This is a genomic window from Nocardioides sp. NPDC101246 (genome assembly GCF_044767415.1).
In the GTDB taxonomy this organism is placed as follows: domain Bacteria; phylum Actinomycetota; class Actinomycetes; order Propionibacteriales; family Nocardioidaceae; genus Nocardioides.
Window position 1 is genome coordinate 145,117 of record NZ_JBIWNX010000012.1, and the last position, 20,356, is coordinate 165,472.

The 20,356-nt window shown below is 66.8% G+C and carries 17 protein-coding genes; 14 read left to right on the forward strand and 3 right to left on the reverse strand.

Annotated elements, in window-relative coordinates:
* Positions 1–10: 10 nt before the first annotated feature.
* From ACIRON_RS21815 to ACIRON_RS21825, 3 genes are all read right to left on the reverse strand, one after another.
* On the reverse strand, positions 11–904 hold the full coding sequence (locus ACIRON_RS21815; RefSeq protein ID WP_402995404.1) for a sugar ABC transporter permease: 894 nt from the start codon (positions 902–904) through the stop codon (positions 11–13).
* Entirely contained in the window at positions 888–1,811 is a 924-nt protein-coding gene (locus ACIRON_RS21820; protein ID WP_402995406.1) for a carbohydrate ABC transporter permease, read from the reverse strand. Before ACIRON_RS21820 ends, ACIRON_RS21815 begins: the two co-directional genes overlap by 17 nt.
* 303 nt (positions 1,812–2,114) lie before the next feature.
* Entirely contained in the window at positions 2,115–3,104 is a 990-nt protein-coding gene (locus tag ACIRON_RS21825) for an aldo/keto reductase (protein ID WP_402995408.1), read from the reverse strand.
* Positions 3,105–3,346: 242 nt separating this feature from the next.
* Here ACIRON_RS21825 and rplJ point away from each other — a divergent pair, with 242 nt between their 5' ends.
* The 14 genes from rplJ (at position 3,347) to rpoB (ending at position 20,290) form a co-directional block, all read left to right on the forward strand.
* Positions 3,347–3,949: a 50S ribosomal protein L10 gene (rplJ, locus tag ACIRON_RS21830; RefSeq protein WP_091042768.1), complete on the forward strand. Its 603-nt coding sequence runs from the start codon at positions 3,347–3,349 to the stop codon at positions 3,947–3,949.
* Between the two features lie 81 nt (positions 3,950–4,030).
* Positions 4,031–4,417, forward strand: a complete 387-nt coding sequence (rplL, locus tag ACIRON_RS21835) for a 50S ribosomal protein L7/L12 (RefSeq protein WP_091042766.1) — start codon at positions 4,031–4,033, stop codon at positions 4,415–4,417.
* A gap of 394 nt (positions 4,418–4,811) precedes the next feature.
* Entirely contained in the window at positions 4,812–5,795 is a 984-nt protein-coding gene (locus tag ACIRON_RS21840; protein ID WP_402995411.1) for an ABC transporter ATP-binding protein, read from the forward strand.
* Positions 5,795–6,577, forward strand: a complete 783-nt coding sequence (locus ACIRON_RS21845; RefSeq protein ID WP_402995413.1) for an MlaE family ABC transporter permease — start codon at positions 5,795–5,797, stop codon at positions 6,575–6,577. Before ACIRON_RS21840 ends, ACIRON_RS21845 begins: the two co-directional genes overlap by 1 nt.
* 13 nt (positions 6,578–6,590) lie before the next feature.
* A complete protein-coding gene (locus ACIRON_RS21850) occupies positions 6,591–7,418 on the forward strand; it encodes an ABC transporter permease (protein ID WP_091042758.1) in 828 nt (275 codons plus the stop codon).
* Complete coding sequence (locus ACIRON_RS21855) at positions 7,415–8,776, forward strand: MCE family protein (RefSeq protein WP_402995415.1); 1,362 nt, start codon at positions 7,415–7,417, stop codon at positions 8,774–8,776. Before ACIRON_RS21850 ends, ACIRON_RS21855 begins: the two co-directional genes overlap by 4 nt.
* A complete protein-coding gene (locus tag ACIRON_RS21860) occupies positions 8,773–9,825 on the forward strand; it encodes an MCE family protein (RefSeq protein ID WP_402995417.1) in 1,053 nt (350 codons plus the stop codon). The genes ACIRON_RS21855 and ACIRON_RS21860 overlap by 4 nt, the downstream gene beginning before the upstream one ends.
* Positions 9,822–10,796 (forward strand): MCE family protein, encoded by a 975-nt coding sequence (locus ACIRON_RS21865; RefSeq protein ID WP_402995419.1) that lies wholly within the window; start codon positions 9,822–9,824, stop codon positions 10,794–10,796. Before ACIRON_RS21860 ends, ACIRON_RS21865 begins: the two co-directional genes overlap by 4 nt.
* A gap of 79 nt (positions 10,797–10,875) precedes the next feature.
* Positions 10,876–12,018 (forward strand): MCE family protein, encoded by a 1,143-nt coding sequence (locus tag ACIRON_RS21870; protein WP_402995421.1) that lies wholly within the window; start codon positions 10,876–10,878, stop codon positions 12,016–12,018.
* Positions 12,015–13,487, forward strand: a complete 1,473-nt coding sequence (locus ACIRON_RS21875) for an MCE family protein (protein ID WP_402995423.1) — start codon at positions 12,015–12,017, stop codon at positions 13,485–13,487. The genes ACIRON_RS21870 and ACIRON_RS21875 overlap by 4 nt, the downstream gene beginning before the upstream one ends.
* Positions 13,484–14,752, forward strand: coding sequence for an MCE family protein (locus ACIRON_RS21880; RefSeq protein ID WP_402995425.1), 1,269 nt, complete (start codon positions 13,484–13,486; stop codon positions 14,750–14,752). The genes ACIRON_RS21875 and ACIRON_RS21880 overlap by 4 nt, the downstream gene beginning before the upstream one ends.
* 139 nt (positions 14,753–14,891) lie before the next feature.
* On the forward strand, positions 14,892–15,524 hold the full coding sequence (locus ACIRON_RS21885) for a hypothetical protein (protein ID WP_402995427.1): 633 nt from the start codon (positions 14,892–14,894) through the stop codon (positions 15,522–15,524).
* Positions 15,521–16,471, forward strand: a complete 951-nt coding sequence (locus ACIRON_RS21890; protein ID WP_402995429.1) for a J domain-containing protein — start codon at positions 15,521–15,523, stop codon at positions 16,469–16,471. Before ACIRON_RS21885 ends, ACIRON_RS21890 begins: the two co-directional genes overlap by 4 nt.
* A 348-nt stretch (positions 16,472–16,819) precedes the next feature.
* Complete coding sequence (rpoB, locus tag ACIRON_RS21895; RefSeq protein WP_402995431.1) at positions 16,820–20,290, forward strand: DNA-directed RNA polymerase subunit beta; 3,471 nt, start codon at positions 16,820–16,822, stop codon at positions 20,288–20,290.
* Positions 20,291–20,356: the final 66 nt, after the last annotated feature.

Below are 20,356 nucleotides of genomic sequence, written 5' to 3' on the forward strand. Positions count from 1 at the left end.
GAGATACCTTTCAGCCCTTGACGCCGCCGGCGGTCAGACCGGTGACGACGTGTCGTTGGACGAGATAGAAGAAGAGGGTCACGGGGATGGCGATGAGGACCGCGGTGGCAGCCATCAGGTTCCACTGCGCGTCGTGCTCGCTGACGAAGCTCTGCAGCCCGACCGCGAAGGTGTACTTCGAGTCGTCGAGCAGGAACGTCGAGGCGAAGGCGACCTCGGCGAAGGCGGTGATGAAGGCGTAGAACGCGGCCACCGCGAGGCCCGGACGGGCCAGCGGCAGGATCAGCCGCCAGAACGTACCGAACGGGGTGAGCCCGTCGATCATGCCGGCCTCGTCGAGCTCGACCGGGATGGTGTCGAAGTAGCCCTTCAGCAGCCAGGAGCAGTAGGGGACGATCGTGGTGCAGTTGACCAGGATCAGGCCCAGGTGCGAGTCGACCAGGCGGAGCTGGGAGAAGATCTCGTACATCGGCACGATCAGCACCGCGATCGGGAACGCCTGCGTCAGCAGCAGGACCCACATCAGCGGCCGGTGACCGGGGAACCGCATCCGCGAGACCGCGTAGCCGGTCGTCGCCGCCGACATCACGCCGAACAGCGTCGTGCCCCCGGCGACCACGAGCGTCGACCACAGCCAGTTGAAGAAGGCGGTGTTGGTCAGCACGAACGAGTAGTTGTCCAGCGTCGCCTTCGCGAAGATCCCGCCGGGGTGGAGGTAGTCGTCCTTGTCCGGTCCCAGGGACAGGTAGATGAGCCAGACGATCGGGAACAGCGCGATCAGCGACGCCACCGTGAGCGTCACGTGCGTGCCGACGCGTGCGACGGGGCCGAGCTCGCCGCGTCGCCTCTGCCGGTTTCTGGGAGCGACCGTCCTGGGCGAGTGGGTGCTAGGCGAGCTGGTCATTGCGTTTCAACCACCGGTAGTAGAAGGACGTGAAGACGATCAGGATCGCGAGCAGGAGCACGCCGTACGCCGCCGACATGGCGAAGTCGCGGGGCTGCTGCCCGAATCCGAGTCGATAGGCCCAGGTGACCAGGATCTGCGCGTCCGGCGCGGTGTTGCCGAAGAGCAGGAAGATGATCGCGAACTGGTTGAAGGTCCAGATCACGCCGAGCAGCACGACGGTCGAGCTCACCGACGACAGCCCCGGCAGGGTGACGTGGCGGAACCGCTGCCAGGCGTTGGCGCCATCGATCTCGGCCGCCTCGTAGAGGTTCTCGTCGATCGACTGCAGCCCGCCGAGCAGGGAGAGCATCATGAACGGCACGCCGCACCAGGTGTTGACCATGATCGCGGCCGTACGCTGCCAGGTCGGGTCCTCGAGCCAGCTCGGCGAGGCGAGACCGATCGTGTCGAGCATCGAGTTGATCACGCCCGCGTCGGCCAGCATGATCCGCCAGGCGAAGACGGTGACGAACGTCGGCACCGCCCAGGGCAGGATCAGCAGCAGCCGGTACGCCACGCGCCCGCGCAGCCGCTGGTTGAGCAGCATCGCCAGACCGAGGCCGATCGCGTAGTGCAGGACGACGCAGGTGACGGTCCAGACGATCGTCCACACGAAGTGGGACCAGAAGCGGTCGTAGGCCGCCGGGCCCCACAGGATCTCGGCGTAGTTGTCCAGACCGATGAACTTGTACGTCGCGTCGATCGTGTTGACGCCGATGGTGCGTGCCGAGTTGAGGCTGTTGGCGTCGGTCAGGGTCAGGTAGAAGCCGCGCAGGAGCGGGTAGCCGACCAGCACGCCGAGGACGATCACGACGGGCGCGACCATCGCGTAGGCGTACCAGTAGCGGCGGTAGGAGTCGCGCATGCGCTGGACGGGGCGGGGGGGGGGGGGGCCGCCCCCCCGGGGGGGGGGGGGGGGGGGGGGGGGGGGGGGCGCCGCCGGGGGGGGGGGGGGGGGGGGGCGGCCCCCGGGCGGGGGGGGGGGGGGGGGGGGGGCGGCGCGGGCCCGCCCCCCCCCCGGGGGGGGGGGGGGGGGGGGCGCCCGGCCCCCCCCCCCCCCCCCCCCCCCCCCCCCCCCCGCGCGGGGGCCCCCCCCCCCCCCCCCCCCCCCCCCCCCCCCACGGGGCTGACGCTTCGGCCTGCGGGAGTGACGCCTCGGCGAGGGGCGTCACCAGCGCGAGTGGACGGCCTCGCGGAAGTGGGTGTCGTAGATCTGACGTACGCCGGAGAGCAGCGCATCGGAGAGCGCAGGCAGCGAGCCTGCGGCGGAGTTGGCGTGGGCCTGGGACGTGTTGCGGGCGCCGGGGATGACGGTGGTGACGCCGGGCTGCTGGGTGACCCAGGCGAGGGCGACCTGCGCGGGTGTCGCGTCCTCGGGGCCGTGCTCGGCGACCAGAGCGGCGAACTCCTGGGCGGCCTCGACCCCGGTGGCGTAGTCGACACCGGAGAAGGTCTCGCCGACGTCGAAGGCCTCGCCGTGGCGGTTGTAGGAGCGATGGTCGTCCGCGGCGAAGGTCGTCGACGCCGAGTAGCGCCCGGACAGCAGCCCGGAGGCGAGCGGCACCCGCGCGATGATCCCGACCCCGGCCTCCGCGGCCGCCGGCAGCACGAGATCCAAGGGCTTGAGCCGGAACGCGTTCAGGATGATCTGGACGGAGGCCACGTGGGGCCGCGCGATCGCTGCCAGGGCCTGGTCGCAGGTCTCCACGCTGACGCCGTACGCAGCGATCACCCCCTCCGATACCAGGGTGTCCAGCGCGTCGTAGGTGGCCGCGGACTCGATCGTCTCCGACGGCGGGCAGTGCAGCTGCACCAGGTCGATGGTGTCGACCCCGAGGTTGGTGCGCGAGCGGTCCAGCCACTCGCGGAAGGCTGCGAGCGTGTAGTTGGCGGGCACCTGGTCCACCCGGCGCCCCATCTTCGTCGCCACGAAGATGCCGTCGCGCGACCGCAGGAACCGCCCGATCACCTGCTCGCTCCGGCCGTCCCCGTAGACGTCGGCGGTGTCGAGGAAGGTCACCCCGTCGCCCACCGCGGCCTCGAGCACCGCCAGCGCGTCCGACTCGCTGACCTCGCCCCAGTCGGCGCCGAGCTGCCAGGTGCCGAGACCGATGACGGACGCCGAGCGCCCGATCCTTCCGAAGGTGTGGCTCTCCATGCCGCCAAGGTACTGCCCGTCGATTTGGCGGCACCCCGCGGCGTACGCATAATTGTTGTCTGAAACCAGAGACCGCCGGTTGTCAGGTGCGCACGCACTCGATCGAAGGTTCCGCAGGATGCGGACGGCCAGCGTAGGTGAAGAGCAAGACGAGATCGTACGTCACGCCCTGAGCCTGCGCTCGGGGCGTTTGTCATTGAGGGCCCTCGCCGGTGGGATCGATTCCCGGAAGAAGGAGACCCATGGCGCGGGCTGACAAGCAGGCTGCCGTCGCGGAGATCGCTGACGAGTTCAGCGCCTCCAGCGGTGCCGTGCTGACCGAGTACCGTGGTCTCACCGTGGGCGAGCTGAAGACTCTTCGCCGCTCGCTCGGTGAGAACGCAAACTACGCCGTGGTCAAGAACACGCTGGCCAAGATCGCTGCCTCCCAGAGCGGCATCGAAGGCTTCGACGACCTGCTGACCGGCCCGACCGCGATCGCCTTCATCAAGGGTGACGTCGTCGAGGCGGCCAAGGGTCTGCGTGACTTTGCCAAGGCCAACCCCAACCTTGTCATCAAGGGCGGGTACCTCGACGGCAAGGCCATCGACGCTGCTGAGGTTGGCAAGCTTGCCGACCTCGAGTCGCGCGAGGTCCTGCTCGCCAAGCTTGCGGGCGCGTTCACCGCGTCGCTGTCGCAGGCTCTGTACGCCTTCAACGCTCTGCCCTCGAAGACCGCGCAGCTCGCTGCCGCTCTCGAGGCCAAGGCCGCGGAGGACCCCTCGATCCTCGCAGGTGGTGCTGGTACGCCGGCCGCCGCCGAGGAGGCCCCGGCTGCTGAGGCCGAGGCGACCGCCGAGGCCTGAGAAGGCTTCGGTCCACACCACCTGTAACCCGGTCCCCGGCGGGCGAAACGCCGGGATGCCACCACGAAAGGAAATGCCATCATGGCGAAGCTCACCACCGCAGAGCTGCTCGACGCTTTCAAGGAGCTCACCCTCATCGAGCTCTCCGAGTTCGTGAAGGAGTTCGAGGAGACCTTCGGCGTCACCGCCGCCGCTCCGGTCGCCGTTGCCGCTGCCGGCGCCCCGGGCGCCCCGGCCGCCGCCGCTGAGGAGGCCAAGGACGAGTTCGACGTCATCCTCGAGTCCGCTGGCGACAAGAAGATCAACGTCATCAAGGAGGTGCGCGCCCTGACCTCCCTCGGTCTGAAGGAGGCCAAGGAGCTCGTCGAGGGTGCCCCCAAGGCTGTCCTCGAGGCCGCCAACAAGGAGACCGCTGACAAGGCGAAGGAGGCCCTCGAGGCCGCCGGCGCCACGGTCACCGTCAAGTGATCTGAGGGCTTCGGCCCTTGAGAGCCCGGGTTCGGCGGATTCCGCCGGGCCCGGGCTTTCTACATCGCGGACACAGTTCCGCAACAGATCGGTCAGGCTTCAGCGCAGCGCCGCGATCGTTCAGCCGTGGGTTGCTACTCCCGAGTAGCAACTCGCGGCTTGTTTCGTTATCTTGAACACACACCGGGCGTGAAAGGTCGCAATCCGACCGTCGACGTGTTGGCTGGGGGAGTTCGTCTCGGGTGGTGATCACCGTCATCGTTCGCAGGCCACTATGGTTTACAAAAGTGTGACGCGTGTCGCAGGAAGTGCGTAACCCCCGTCACATACTGCCGTTAGTCGGCAGTAGGGGACTTGAGGGAGACCCCCGCGAACAGGAAGGGAGCCGGCCCGGATGGGTGTAGACGTAAAGATCGAAGGGCTGACCAAGAGCTTTGGTAAGCAGCTCATCTGGAGAGATGTCTCGTTGACCCTGCCTGCGGGCGAGATCAGCGTGATGCTGGGGCCGTCGGGCACGGGTAAGTCGGTGCTCCTCAAGACGCTGATCGGTCTGATCAAGCCCGACCAGGGCTCGGTGGTCATCGAGGGTGTCGACATCGCCAGCTGTTCGGAGCGAGACCTCTACGAGGTTCGCAAGCTGTTCGGTGTGCTGTTCCAGGACGGCGCCATGTTCGGTTCGATGGATCTGTTCGACAATGTCGCGTTCCCGCTTCGTGAGCACACGAAGAAGTCCGAGTCCGAGATCCGCAACATCGTCATGGAGAAGATGGACCTGGTCGGTCTGATCGGTGCGGAGAACAAGCTCCCCGGTGAGATCTCCGGTGGTATGCGCAAGCGTGCCGGTCTGGCGCGGGCTCTGGTCCTCGACCCCGAGATCCTGCTGATCGACGAGCCCGACTCGGGCCTGGACCCGGTGCGTACGGCGTTCATCAACCAGCTCTTCATCGACTTGAACGCGCAGATCGATGCGACGTTCCTGATCGTGACCCACGACATCAACTCGACGCGGACGGTGCCGGACAACATCGGCCTGCTCTACCACAAGCACCTGGCGATGTACGGTCCCCGTGAGATGCTGCTGAGCTCGGAGGAGCCGGTGGTGCGCCAGTTCCTCAACGCCCAGACGATCGGCCCGATCGGGATGTCGGAGGAGAAGGACGCCGACGAGCTGGCCGCTGAGAAGGACATGGGTCTGCCGCCGTTGCCGCCGATCCCGATGCAGCTCGAGCCGTCCAACGGCATTCCGCGCAAGTACCAGCGTCCGCCGGGCGCCTGGTGCCGAGAGAACGGTGTCACCCCGCCGCCGGGATCCTTCAGAGCAGATGCGGCCATGGCCCCCGGCGGAGTGAAAGCAGACCCCACAGAGGCTCCTCACTGATGTCATCTCTGACCGCCGCCAGGGTCCTGAAGCCGATCGGGACCGCTGGCTCACTCTTCGCGTTCGGTCTGGACGTGGGGCGAGCCGTGTTTCGGCGCCCCTTCCAGTTCCGAGAGTTCATCCAGCAGGCGTGGTTCATCGCGTCGGTGACGATCGTCCCGACCGCGCTGGTCGCGATCCCCTTCGGCGCGGTCATCGCGCTGCAGGTCGGTGGACTCGTCGTCCAGTTCGGTGCGCAGTCCTTCGTCGGATCGGCCGCGGTCCTCGCGGTCGTCCAGCAGGCTGCCCCGATCGCGACCGCGCTGCTGGTCGCGGGTGCCGGAGGTTCGGCGATCGCCGCCGACCTCGGTGCCCGGAAGATCCGTGAAGAGCTCGACGCGATGATGGTTCTGGGCATCGACCCGATCCAGCGTCTGGTGGTCCCGCGTGTACTCGCCGCGATGATGATCGCGGTCTTCCTCAACGGTCTGGTCTCGATCGTCGGCGTCATGGGCGGGTACGTCTTCAACGTCATCATCCAGGGCGGCACCCCGGGTGCCTACCTGGCCAGCTTCACCGCACTGGCCCAGATGGCCGACCTCTGGCAGGGCCTGGCGAAGGCGCTCATCTTCGGTCTGATCGCGGCGATCGTGGCTGCGTACAAGGGCATGAACGCGGGTGGCGGCCCGAAGGGCGTCGGTGACGCCGTGAACGAGTCGGTCGTCATCACCTTCCTGCTGCTGTTCATCGTCAACTTCGTGATGTCTGCGATCTTCCTGCAGATCGTTCCGAGCAAGACCTGAGGAGGCGAGACGGATGGCGAACATCAAGGCGATCTACCAGAAGCCTGCCAAGAGCCTCGACCACCTCGGTGACGAGCTCGGCTTCTACCTGCGCGCGCTCGCGTGGTCCCCACGCACCCTGACGCGCTACAAGAAGGAGATCCTCCGGATCCTCGCCGAGGTCACCCTCGGCTCCGGCGCGCTGGCCGTCATCGGCGGCACCGTCGGCGTGATCCTGGCGATGACCTTCTTCACCGGTGCCCAGGTCGGGCTCTCCGGCTACACCGCCCTCGACCAGCTCGGCACCTCGGCGTTCTCGGGCTTCGTGTCGGCCTACTTCAACACCCGTGAGATCGCGCCCCTGGTCGCCGGCATCGCGCTCGCCGCGACGGTCGGCTGCGGGTTCACCGCCCAGCTCGGTGCGATGCGGATCTCGGAGGAGGTCGACGCGCTCGAGGTGATGGCGATCCCGTCGTTGCCGTTCCTGGTGACCACCCGGATCATCGGCGGCCTGATCGCGATCGTGCCGCTCTACGTGGTCGGCCTGCTCTCCTCCTACGTCGCCACCCGGTTCACGGTGACGCTCTTCTACGGACAGAGCTCCGGCACGTACGACCACTACTTCAACACCTTCCTGCCGCCCGGCGACGTGCTGTGGTCCTTCGGCAAGGTGCTGATCTTCTCGGTCGTGGTGATCCTGATCCACTGCTACCACGGCTACAACGCCTCCGGCGGCCCCGCAGGGGTCGGTGTCGCGGTCGGTAAGGCGGTGCGTACGAGCATCGTCGCCGTGTCCGTGCTCGACCTGATGCTCTCGATGGCGATCTGGGGCAGCACGACGACAGTGAGGTTGGCGGGATGACCCAGACACTGACTCGTGACGAGATCCATCACGACCTGCCCACGCCTCACAAGCGGAGCGCCGTTGCGCTCGCCTGGGGCAGGCAGAAGGGCAAGATCCTCGGGATCGTCTTCCTCGCGCTGCTCCTGGCCGCGCTCGTCCTGACCTGGGCGCAGTTCACCAACAGGTTCGCCCAGTACGAGGAGATCACCCTCAAGGCCGACCGCATCGGCCTGCAGCTCCCCGAGCGTGCCGACGTCAAGGTTCGTGGCCTGCTCGTGGGCGAGGTCCTCGACATGAAGCCGACCGACGACGGTGCTGAGCTGACCCTGGGCCTGTTCCCCGAGGAGATCAGCAAGGTCCACCCGGACGTGACCGGCGCGATCCTCCCCAAGACCCTCTTCGGCCAGAAGTACGTCTCGCTGGTCCCGCCCGACACCGACTTCACCGAGCCGATCAAGGCCGGTGCCGTCATCGAGAAGACCAAGATGGCCACCGAGGTCCAGGCCGTGCTGCGCGACCTCTACCCGCTGCTGCGCACGATCCAGCCGGCCGACCTCAACAACACGCTCAACGCCCTCGCCACCGCGCTCGAGGGCCGCGGCGACAAGCTCGGGGAGTCGCTCGACACGCTCGACTCCTACCTGAAGCGGCTGAACCCGGAGATCCCGGCGCTGATCGAGGACCTCGAGCTCGCCACCGAGGTCTCCGGCACCTATCAGGCCGTGCTCCCGGAGATCGGTCAGATCCTGCGCAACACCATCATCACCGCGACCACCCTCGAGGACCGCGAGGTGGAGCTCAAGAAGATGCTGACCGACGTCACCGCGTTCTCCAACACGGCCGACAAGTTCCTCGACGACAACGGCGACACCCTGATCCAGGTCGGCGAGGTCGGTCGACCGGTCACCCAGACGCTGGCCCGCTACGCCCCGATGTTCCCGTGCCTCATCGGGGGCATGGACATCCTGACCGACGAGTTCACCGAAGTGTTCCGCAACAACACCGTTCACATCACCCTGGAGACCCTGCCGCACCAGGCGCGTCCCTACTCCACCAAGGACAAGCCGCGCTACGGCGAGGACAGCGGGCCCTACTGCGGTGAGATGCCGAACGCGTCCTGGAGCCAGAAGAAGCCGTTCGCGCCCTTCCCGAACAAGGACGACGGTGTCGACGAGCCCACCGGAAAGGGTGTCATGCGCTCCGCCACCGGGACGACCGGCTACTCGGCCCTGTCCTATGTCGGTACGTCGGCCGAGGCCGACGTCATCAACGAGCTGTTCGCCCCGGGTATGGGTATGAGCGCTGACGAGGTCCCCGACCTCGGTGCGCTGATGCTCGGTCCGGCCGCACGTGGAGCGGAGGTGACCTACGAATGAGCGCAGTGAAGCTCTTCGACGCCAAGACCTTCCAGGACTTCTGGAAGCTGGTCGTCTTCGTGATCGTCACCACCCTGGCCACCAGCCTGCTCGCGATCACGATCGGCAACGTCACCTTCGGGCAGACCGATGAGTACAAGGCGGTCTTCACCGACGTCACCGGCGTGAACAAGGGCGACGACGTACGTATCTCCGGGGTCAAGGTCGGCTCGGTCAAGGGCATCGAGATCTCCGAGGATGCCCGCAGCGCGGTGGTCACCTTCACCGTCGACAGCGCGCAGCAGATCGCGACCACGACCGAGGCGACGATCAAGTACCGCAACCTGATCGGCCAGCGCTACCTCGCTCTGACCAAGCAGCTGGTCGGCGACGCCTCCGCGATGCAGGAGGGCCAGACGATCCCGGTCGGACAGACCCACCCGGCGCTCGACCTGACGGTGCTCTTCAACGGGTTCAAGCCGCTCTTCCAGGCGCTGTCGCCCAACGACGTCAACACCCTCTCGTACGAGATCGTCCAGGTCTTCCAGGGTGAGGGCGGCACGCTGGAGAGCCTGCTCTCCCACACCGCCTCGCTGACCTCGACGCTGGCCGAGAAGGACCAGGTCATCAACGCCCTGATCGACAACCTCACCGAGGTGCTCGAGCACGTGGGCGATCGCGAGAAGGAGCTTTCCAGCCTGATCGTGACCTTCCGTGACTTCGTCGGCGGCCTCAACAACGACCGCGAGGCGATCCTCGGCTCCCTGGACCAGATCTCGGCGCTCTCCGTGGAGACCGCCGGCCTGGTGCACGACGCGAAGGACCCGCTCCTGGAGGACCTGCGGCAGGCCCGGAGGTTCTCCGACGAGGTGGCCAAGGACAAGCGCCAGCTCGACAACGCCCTCGAGCTCCAGCCGATCAAGCTGGACAAGATCGGCGCGACGGCCAGCTACGGCGGTTGGTTCAACTTCTACCTGTGCGGCCTGCGCGGCACGATCCGAGACCCTGAGGGCAAGGACCTCGAGATTCCGCTCTACGAGCCCGGTCAGAAGAGGTGCAACCTCGGATGATTCCCTTCCGTGAACGTAACCCGGTCAAGATCGGCATCGTCTCGATCGCCGTCCTCCTGATGCTGCTGGTGATGGCTTTCAAGGCCGACAGCCTGCCGTTGATCGGTGGCGGCACCACCTACTACGCCAACTTCTCCGAGGCCGGTGGTCTGAAGTCCGGCGACGAGGTCCGGGTGGCCGGTGTCCGGGTCGGCAAGGTCAACTCGATCGAGCTGGACGGCAACCAGGTCAAGGTCGGCTTCAAGATCCGCGAGAAGGTCAACTTCGGTGAGAACTCCGGAGCCGGCGTACGCGTGAAGACGCTGCTCGGCGACATGTTCCTCGAGCTGCAGCCGGCAGGCGAGGGCCAGATGAAGGCGGGTGCCACCATCCCGGTGGACCGCACGGAGTCGCCCTACGACGTGGTCGAGGCCTTCGAGGGCCTGGCCGACACCTCAGCCAACATCGACAAGGACCAGCTCGCAGCGGCGCTCACCACGCTCGCCGACCTGACCCGGTCGACGCCGGAGGAGTTCCAGGCCGCCCTCACCGGCGTCTCCGACCTCTCCCGCAACCTGGCTGCCAAGGACGAGCGCATCGAGTCGCTGCTCACCCAGCTCGACCGGGTGACCAAGGTGCTCGACGAGCGCGACGGGGATCTGATCACGCTGATGAACGACGCCAACCAGCTCTTCGCGGCGCTGGTCGAGCGGCGTGAGGCGGTCCACAACCTGCTCATCTCCACCCAGCAGCTCTCCAAGGAGCTCTCCCAGCTGGTCGACGACAGCCGCGCCGACCTCAAGCCGGCGCTGGAGAGCCTCGACGTGATCCTCGACGTCTTCACGAAGAACGAGGAGAACCTCGAGAAGTCCCTGCGGCTGATGGCGCCGTTCTACAAGGTCTTCAACAACACCCTGGGCAACGGCCCGTGGTGGGACACCTACATCCAGAACATGCCTCCCGTCCCGGCGCTCACCGGGAGGACCCCATGAACGAGCGACAGCGAGTGAACATGAAGCCCTTCACGCCGCCGCGGCCGTACTCTGGCGCCTGCGCTACGGGGGTGACGGCGTGAACAAGTTCATCGTTCCGATCATCATCGGTGCTCTCGTCCTCGGGGTCGGGGCCTGGGCGCTGGTCCGCGACACCGGCGAGAAGACGCTGGTGGCGCACTTCCCGCGCACCGTCTCCGTCTACGAGGGCAGCGACCTGCGCGTCCTCGGGGTCGCCGTCGGCAAGGTCACCGCGGTCGAGCCGAACGGCACCGACGTCAAGGTCACCCTGGAATACAAGGGCGACGTCGACCTGCCCGCGGACGCCAAGGCAGTGATCATCTCGCCGTCGATCGTCGGCGACCGCTACGTCCAGGTCACGCCCGCCTACGACGGCGGCAAGAAGCTGGCCGACGGTGCGGTGCTGAGCACCGCCAAGACCTCGGTCCCGGTCGAGCTCGACCAGATCTACTCCAGCGTCGACGACCTCGTCGTCGCGATCGGTCCCGACGGAGCCAACAAGAACGGCGCCCTCACCGACCTGCTGCAGCAGACCGCGAAGAACCTCGGCGGCCAGGGCGAGAAGATCAACTCGACCGTCGGCGACCTCGGCAAGCTGACCAAGACGCTCGACAACCGCGACGAGCAGTTCTTCGACTCCGCCGAGCAGCTCGAAGGCTTCATCGGCACGCTCGCCGAGAACGACAAGACCGTACGCGACTTCGCCCAGGCGCTCGCCGAGGTCTCCTCGATGCTGGAGGGTGAGCGCGAAGAGCTCGCCGCGTCGATGAAGAACCTCTCGGTGGCGCTGACCAAGGTGACCCAGTTCGTCCGGGACAACAAGTCGATCCTGCGCGAGGACATCCAGAGCCTCAACCGGATCGGCAAGGTCCTGGTGCGGCAGCGCAAGGCGCTCGACGAGAGCCTCCGGACCGCACCGCTGGCGCTCAACAACCTGGGTCTGGCGTACAACCCGGAGACCGGCACGCTCGACACCAACGCCAACATCACCATGCTCCTCGACGAGATCCTCGAGAACCCGGCCTCGTTCCTGTGCAGCCTCGTGGACCAGGCGACCAACGGCAGCAGCGCCGAGATCTGCACGCAGATCCGGCAGCTGCCGGGGCTGAACCGCTCCGCGGCGATCGGTCTCGGCACGGGGTCGTCCTACGGAGTGCCCTATGACATGTCGCTCGGCGGCCTCGTGGAGGTGAAACGATGACGACGATGAAGCGCGCCGTCCAGGCGTTCGTCGGTGTGGTCGCCGGTGCTCTGATGCTGACCGGCTGCGGCACGTTCTCCGTCTACGACCTGCCGCTCCCGGGCGGTGTGGACGCCGGTGACGACGCTATCTCGGTCACCGCGCAGTTCGAGGACACCCTCGATCTGGTGCCCCAGTCGACCGTCAAGCTCGAGGACATCGACGTCGGCAAGATCAACAAGATCTGGCTCGACGACGGTGTCGCCACCGTCGAGATGCTGCTGAAGAAGGACGTCAGCCTGCCGAGCAACGCCCGCGCGTCGATCCAGCAGACCTCCCTGCTGGGCGAGAAGTTCGTGTCGCTGGAGCGGCCGGCCGAGCCCGAGTCGACCAAGCTCGCCGACGGCTCGACCATCCCGCTGTCGCAGACCGGCCGCAACCCGGAGATCGAAGAGGTCTTCAGTGCGCTGAGCCTGCTGCTCAACGGTGGTGGCGTCGCCCAGCTGAAGACGATCTCGACCGAGCTCAACAAGGCGCTCGCCGGCCGCGAGGACTCCGCCCGCTCCGTACTCCACCAGGTGGAGAAGCTGGCGCGCGACCTCGACAACAACAAGGAGAAGATCGTCGCGGCCATCGAGGCGCTCGATGCGCTCGCGAAGGCCACCAACGCGCAGATGGGCTCCATCGACGCCGCCCTCGACGAGCTGCCCTCGGCGATCTCCAGCATCGACAAGCAGCGCGCCGACCTGGTCAAGATGCTCAAGGCCCTGGAGCGGCTCGGTGACACCGGCGTACGCGTCATCCGGGCGTCCAAGGACAACACCATCGGCATCATCAAGGACCTCAAGCCGGTCCTGTCGAACCTGGCCGACTCCGGCGACGACTTCGTCAGGGCGATGAACACGATCCTCACCTATCCGTTCGTCGACGCGGCGGTCGGTGGTTCGCCGCAGGCGGCGCGCGACCTGCACATGGGTGACTTCGTCAACCTCGACGTCACCGTCGACCTCAACCTCGACACGCTGCTCCAGAACGCTCCTCGGGTCGGCAGCACCGTCTGCTGGGGTCTCGAGGAGATCAACCGGAAGCTCAAGACGTACCCGGACGAGAAGACGGCTCTCGACTGGCTCAACAACCTCACGAACGTCTGCAAGGACGGCGGGCTGGCCAGCGCCATCGACACCTGCCAGGAGGTGCTGACCGGACAGTCCAAGTCGGCGCCCCAGGCCTGCGTGACGGGTGTGCTGGGTTCGATCGGGAAGACGCTCGACGGCCTGCTCGGGCTCGGGATTCCCTCGACCAGCGGCGGGAGCACCACCGAGGACGGCTCCGGGTGCGTGCTGCTCCTGTTCTGTCGTGCCGGGGCGACCCCAGGGACGCATGCGGTGACGTACGACGAGCTCAGCAAGGAGCTCGACCCGGGGCTGACCTCGCTGATGATCCCCGCGCTGAGCACCTCGAGCAACACTCACCAGGAGGGCGTCTCATGATCACCCGCCGTACGAAGATGCAGCTGATGATCTTCTTGCTGATCACCCTCGTCGGGGTCAGCTTCGTCGGTGCGCGCTACGCCCGCCTGGGGTCTCTGTTCATCAAGGACCACTACGTCGTGATGGCCCATTTCGCGCAGTCCGGCGGTATCTACGAGGACGCCGAGGTCGACTACCGAGGCGTCAAGATCGGCCAGGTCGGTGAGCTGGTGCTCAACCGCAGTGGTGTCGATGTGACCCTGAAGATCGACAAGGAGTGGAAGGACAAGATCCCGGCCGACAGCCTCGCCGTGGTCGGCAACCGCTCCGCCGTCGGTGAGCAGTACGTCGAGCTGCAGCCCCAGTCGAAGGGCGGGCCCTACCTCGAGGAAGGCTCCGAGATCGCCCGCGCCGCGACGACCACGCCGCTGCCGACCGAGAAGCTCCTCGAGGACGTCACCACGACGGTGAACTCGGTCGACCAGAAGGCGCTCACGACGACCATCGACGAGCTCGGCAAGGGTTTCGCCGGCACCGGTCAGGACCTGCAGACCATCATCGACACCGGCACCGCCTTCGTCGAGACCGCCGACCAGAACTTCGGACTCACCACCCAGCTGATCCGCGACAGCAACACCGTCCTCCAGGGCCAGCTGGACAGCAGCTCGGCGATCAAGTCGTTCGCCTCCGACCTGGAGCTGTTCACCGGCACCCTGGCCGGCTCCAACAAGGACCTGATCAGGCTGATCGAGAGTGGCTCGGCCAGCTCGGTCGAGCTGCGGCAGTTCCTGGAGCAGAACGACGTGGAGATCAGCGAGCTCCTCAACGAGGTGCTGGTGACCGGCAAGGTGGTCCAGAAGAACCTGCCCGGCGTCAGGCACCTGCTCTCGATCTTCCCGGTCGTCGTCGAGGGCAGCTTCGCGGTCGTCGACGTCGGCCACCCCGGCCTGGCACAGGCTCACTTCGGGTTGGCGCTGACCACCCAGGCGCCGTGCAAGAAGGGCTACGAGAGCACGAAGAAGCGCAGTCCGCTGGACCTGCAGAGCCGTCCGTTCAACACGGAGGTCTCCTGCACCGAGGACCCGAGCAAGTCGAACCCTCGTGGCTCCAGCCAGGTGCCGCGTGCCGCCGTCGGTGGCACAGACTCGATCGCCAGCTTCGACCCGGACACCGGCGAGCTCACCTGGGGCGAGGCCGAGGAGACCACGGTGTCGACCCCTGCTCCCGCCTCCTACGGCGAGGACGCCTGGAAGTGGCTCTACCTCCAGCCGATGGAGACCGAGTAGCCGCATCCCTGACCATCACGCAGCCGACCGGGGTCGGGGCCCCGGAGTGCTGCCGAATCAACACCGAACCGCCCGCGGCGTACGGTGTTGACGCTTGGAAATGGCTCCTGGAGCCGCTGACCACAGAGAGTGATCCGTCTTGAGCACCACGACCGACCCCGGACCCGACACGGAGACCGGCGCAGAGACCGACCAGACGACCGCGAAGCGGGGCGCACTGCTCCGCTGGGGCGTCCTGGCCCTGCTGATCGCCGTGATCCTGGCTGCCGTCGGCTACGTCGGCTGGCAGCTGACCCGCGGCGCCGACGACTCGGTGGTGAGCCAGCGCGAGCAGGTGATGGCGGCGGCCGACAAGTTCGTCGACCGGGTCAACACCTACGGTCCCGACGACGTCGGCGCCGACAAGAAGACGATGCCGAAGTATCGCGAGCGGGTGGGTGAGCTGCTGACGCCGAAGTTCGAGAAGAGCTTCCTGGGCAACGTCGCCTTCGCCGAGGCCACCGTCGTCCAGCAGGGCGTCGGCCGCACCACGAACGTGCACAGCACCGGCGTCGCCGGCCTCGACGAGGACAGCGCGACCGTGCTCGTCGTCGCCGAGCTCGCGATCACCTACCCGAAGGCCGAGGGCTCCGAGGAGCGCGTCGAGGCGGCGCGCCAGCTCGCCCGGACGGAGGTGGAGCTCGTGAAGCAGAACGGGAAGTGGCTGGTCGACGACTGGTACCCCGCCGAGGAAGCTCCTACAGCCGAAAGCAGCGAAGGGGTGACACCATGAGTTCCACGATGACTAGTCCGACCTGGTACGACCTGCTCGACGTCGAGCCCGATGCCGCCACCGACGACATCCGCGCGGCGTGGAAGTCCGCGATCGCCGACCTGGACCCGACCGATCGCCGCTTCCGCACCCTCAACGAAGCCGCCGCCGTCCTGCTGGACGAGAAGAAGCGCGCTGCGTACGACGCGGAGCTGGCCGCTCTCGAGGAGGCTGCGGCCGAGGAGGATGACGCCGAGGACCCCGTCGAGACCGACGAGGCAGCCGATGTCGAGGCCGAGGCGGCAGCCGACGCGACCGACGACGAGCCCGAGGACGACGAGCCTGCCGACGAGGAGCCGGACGCCGAGGCGACGGCGGCCGAGGGCCGTACGCTGCCGCTGCTCCCGACGTGGGGCCTGGTCGCCGCCGGCACGCTCGCCCTGGCCGCGGTCGTCGCTGCCGGCGTGGTCTTCTTCGGGCAGGAGAAGGTCGCCACCGTCTCCAACAACAACGTCACGACCAGCACGGTCGAGGGTGCGGTGGGCAAGCAGATCACCCGCAACCACAAGCTCCTCGTCGAGGAGCAGGGCGGCGACGCGCTCGAGGCGGCGAAGAAGGCCGTCGTCCCGTTGCTCTCCTACGACTACAGCAAGATGGACGAGTCGAAGAGCAAGGCTCACGACGTGATGACGAAGGACTACCGCGAGGACTACGACCGGCTCTTCGCGGTGCTCGTCGACAACGTCCCCGAGACGAAGACCGTGGTGAAGACGCTCGCCCCGGTCGACGCCGGTGTCATCCGGGTCTCCGAGGACACCGTGCAGATCCTCGTGCTGGTCGACCGCCAGGTCACCAACGCCCAGCGGAGCACCCCGATCGGCTACCAGGAGTACGCGATGCTCACGATGGCCAAGGTCGGCGACGAGTGGTTGGTGGACAAGGTCGAGACCCAGCCCAGCAAGGACTAGGCCAGGTCAGCCCGGGCTTCCAGACCTTTGCGCTACCTGTCAAGTGATTGGAATAACATTTCCGTGGTTCGGACCGATTGGCGCGGATGCTTGACCCGGAGTGCCGATGGGGCGCATGATCATCCGCGATGCTCGACAATGGCACTGCACCGACAACGCCGAGGTTCGAGCGCCGCAGGTGTGAATGAAGGTACGCCGGACTTTTAATTGGGCCCGGTGTTGTGAAGTGCGCTTTTGTGCCGTACTATGGCGCTTTGCGCATGCCTTCATATGCCCCTCAGCCTGCCCGGTGGCTGTTCGGTGGTCGGCAGCGCGAATCCACCTGCGAACCTTGTCGAAGGATTCCTCTTGGCCGCGCGCACCTCGTCGGGTGACTCCACCCCTCGCCGCATCTCTTTCGCTAAGATCTCAGAGCCTCTCGAGCTTCCCAAGCTCCTCGCCCTCCAGACCGACAGCTTCGACTGGCTGATCGGTAACGAGCGCTGGCAGGAGCAGGTCGCCGCCCGCGAAGCAGCGGGCGAGGACGTGTCTCACAAGTCCGGTCTACAGGAGATCTTCGAGGAGATCTCCCCGATCGAGGACTTCTCGGAGACGATGTCCCTCTCGTTCGAGAGCCCTGTCTTCTACGACCCCAAGTACACCGTCGAGGAGTGCAAGGAGAAGGACTTCACCTACTCCGCGCCTCTCTATGTCTCGGCGGAGTTCACCAACAACGACACCGGTGAGATCAAGGGCCAGACGGTCTTCATGGGCGACTTCCCGCTCATGACCGAACAGGGCACCTTCGTCATCAACGGCACCGAGCGTGTTGTCGTCTCGCAGCTCGTCCGGTCCCCGGGCGTCTACTTCGAGCGCACCGCCGACAAGACGTCCGACAAGGACATCTACACCGCCAAGCTGATCCCGAGCCGCGGCGCCTGGCTTGAGTTCGAGATCGACAAGCGCGACCTGGTCGGCGTCCGCCTCGACCGCAAGCGCAAGCAGAACGTCACCGTGCTGCTCAAGGCCCTCGGCTGGACCAACGAGCAGATCCGTGAGGAGTTCGGCGAGTACGAGTCGATGATGCTGACCCTCGAGAAGGACAGCACCACCGCTCAGGACGACGCGCTGCTCGACATCTACCGCAAGCTGCGCCCGGGCGAGCCCCCGACGCGTGAGGCCGCGCAGACGCTGCTGAACAACTACTACTTCAACCCGAAGCGCTACGACACCGCCAAGGTCGGTCGCTACAAGGTCAACAAGAAGCTCGGTCTGACCGAGGCCTTCGACCAGCAGACGCTGACCGTCGACGACATCGTCGCGACGATCAAGTACGTCGTGGCGCTGCACGACGGGCGCGCCCAGCTCGACATGCCGCAGGGCACGATCGACATCGCCGCCGACGACATCGACCACTTCGGCAACCGCCGGATGCGGACGGTCGGCGAGCTGATCCAGAACCAGCTGCGTACGGGCCTGGCTCGTATGGAGCGGGTGGTGCGCGAGCGGATGACGACCCAGGACGTCGAGGCGATCACGCCGCAGTCCCTGATCAACATCCGTCCCGTGGTCGCTGCGCTGAAGGAGTTCTTCGGCACCTCGCAGCTGTCGCAGTTCATGGACCAGAACAACCCGCTCGCGGGCCTGACGCACAAGCGGCGTCTGTCGGCTCTCGGCCCGGGTGGTCTCTCCCGTGACCGCGCCGGCATGGAGGTCCGAGACGTCCACCCGTCGCACTACGGCCGGATGTGTCCGATCGAGACCCCTGAAGGTCCCAACATCGGTCTGATCGGTTCGCTGGCCTCCTTCGGCCGGATCAACCCGTTCGGTTTCGTCGAGACGCCCTACCGCAAGGTGGAGAACGGTGTCGTCACCGACAGGATCGACTACCTGACCGCCGACGACGAGGACCGCTACGTCATCGCGCAGGCCAACGCGGCCGTCGACGAGAACATGAAGTTCGCGACCGAGCGCGTGCTGGTCCGCCAGCGCGACGGTGAGGTCTCCGAGCTCCTGGCCGACGAGGTCGACTACATCGACGTCTCGCCGCGCCAGATGGTCTCGGTCGCGACCGCGCTGATCCCGTTCCTCGAGCACGACGACGCCAACCGTGCGCTCATGGGCGCCAACATGCAGCGTCAGGCGGTGCCGCTGGTCCGCAGCGACTCGCCGCTGGTCGGCACGGGCATCGAGTACCGCGCGGCTGTCGACGCCGGTGACGTGCTCGTCGCGAAGAAGGCCGGTGTGGTCAAGGAGGTCTCCTCCGACCTGATCGAGACCCTCAACGACGACGGCACCTACACCTCCTACAAGCTCGCGAAGTTCGAGCGCTCCAACCAGGGCAACTGCGTCAACCAGCAGCCGCTGGTCGACGAGGGCGCCCGGGTCGAGGTCGGCTCCCCGCTGGCCGACGGTCCGGCGACCCAGGGTGCCGAGATGGCGCTGGGTGCCAACCTCCTGGTCGCCTTCCAGTCGTGGCAGGGCCACAACTACGAGGACGCGATCATCCTCTCCCAGCGTCTGGTGCAGCAGGACTACCTCACCTCGATCCACATCGAGGAGCACGAGGTCGACGCCCGCGACACCAAGCTGGGTCCGGAGGAGATCACCCGGGACATCCCGAACGTCTCCGAGGAGATGCTGGCCGACCTCGACGAGCGCGGCATCATCCGCATCGGCGCCGAGGTCACCACCGGTGACATCCTGGTCGGCAAGGTCACCCCGAAGGGCGAGACCGAGCTGACCCCGGAGGAGCGTCTGCTCCGCGCGATCTTCGGTGAGAAGGCGCGCGAGGTCCGCGACACCTCGATGAAGGTTCCGCACGGCGAGGAGGGCACCGTCATCGGTGTCCGCGTCTTCGACCGTGAGGAGGGCGACGAGCTGCCCCCGGGCGTGAACCAGCTGGTTCGGGTCTACGTGGCGCAGAAGCGCAAGATCTCCGTGGGTGACAAGCTCGCCGGCCGTCACGGCAACAAGGGCGTCATCGCGAAGATCCTGCCGGTCGAGGACATGCCGTTCATGGAGGACGGCACCCCGGTCGACGTTCTGCTCAACCCGCTCGGTGTTCCGCGTCGTATGAACATCGGACAGGTCCTGGAGCTCCACCTCGGCTGGCTCGCCAAGCAGGGTTGGGACCTCAACCTCTCCGAGGACCCCGAGGACAGCGCCTGGAAGCAGCGCCTCATCAAGATCCACGCCGACAAGGCCGAGCCGGGCACCAAGGTGGCCACCCCGGTCTTCGACGGCGCGCGTGAGGACGAGATCACCGGTCTGCTCAGCGCGACCCTCCCCAACCGGGACGGTCGGCGTGTGGTCGGCACCGACGGCAAGGCCCGCCTCTTCGACGGTCGCTCCGGCGAGCCGTTCCCGGAGCCGGTGGCCGTGGGCTACATGTACATCCTCAAGCTGCACCACCTGGTCGACGACAAGATCCACGCGCGTTCGACCGGTCCGTACTCGATGATCACCCAGCAGCCGCTCGGCGGTAAGGCCCAGTTCGGTGGCCAGCGCTTCGGTGAGATGGAGGTCTGGGCGATGGAGGCGTACGGCGCCGCCTACGCCCTGCAGGAGCTCCTCACCATCAAGTCGGACGACGTGCCCGGCCGTGTGAAGGTGTACGAGGCGATCGTCAAGGGCGAGAACATCCCCGACTCGGGTATCCCGGAGTCGTTCAAGGTTCTCGTCAAGGAGATGCAGTCGCTGTGCCTGAACGTCGAGGTGCTGAGCCAGGACGGTTCGGCGATCGAGCTCCGTGACGCGGAGGAAGACGTCTTCCGCGCCGCCGAGGAGCTCGGCATCGACCTCTCCCGTCGCGAGCCCTCTTCCGTAGAGGAAGTCTGACGAGCGGGAGGTGCGCCTCCGGGCGTACCTCCCCTCCCTCAGTCCCCTTTGAACTTTCCAAGAACT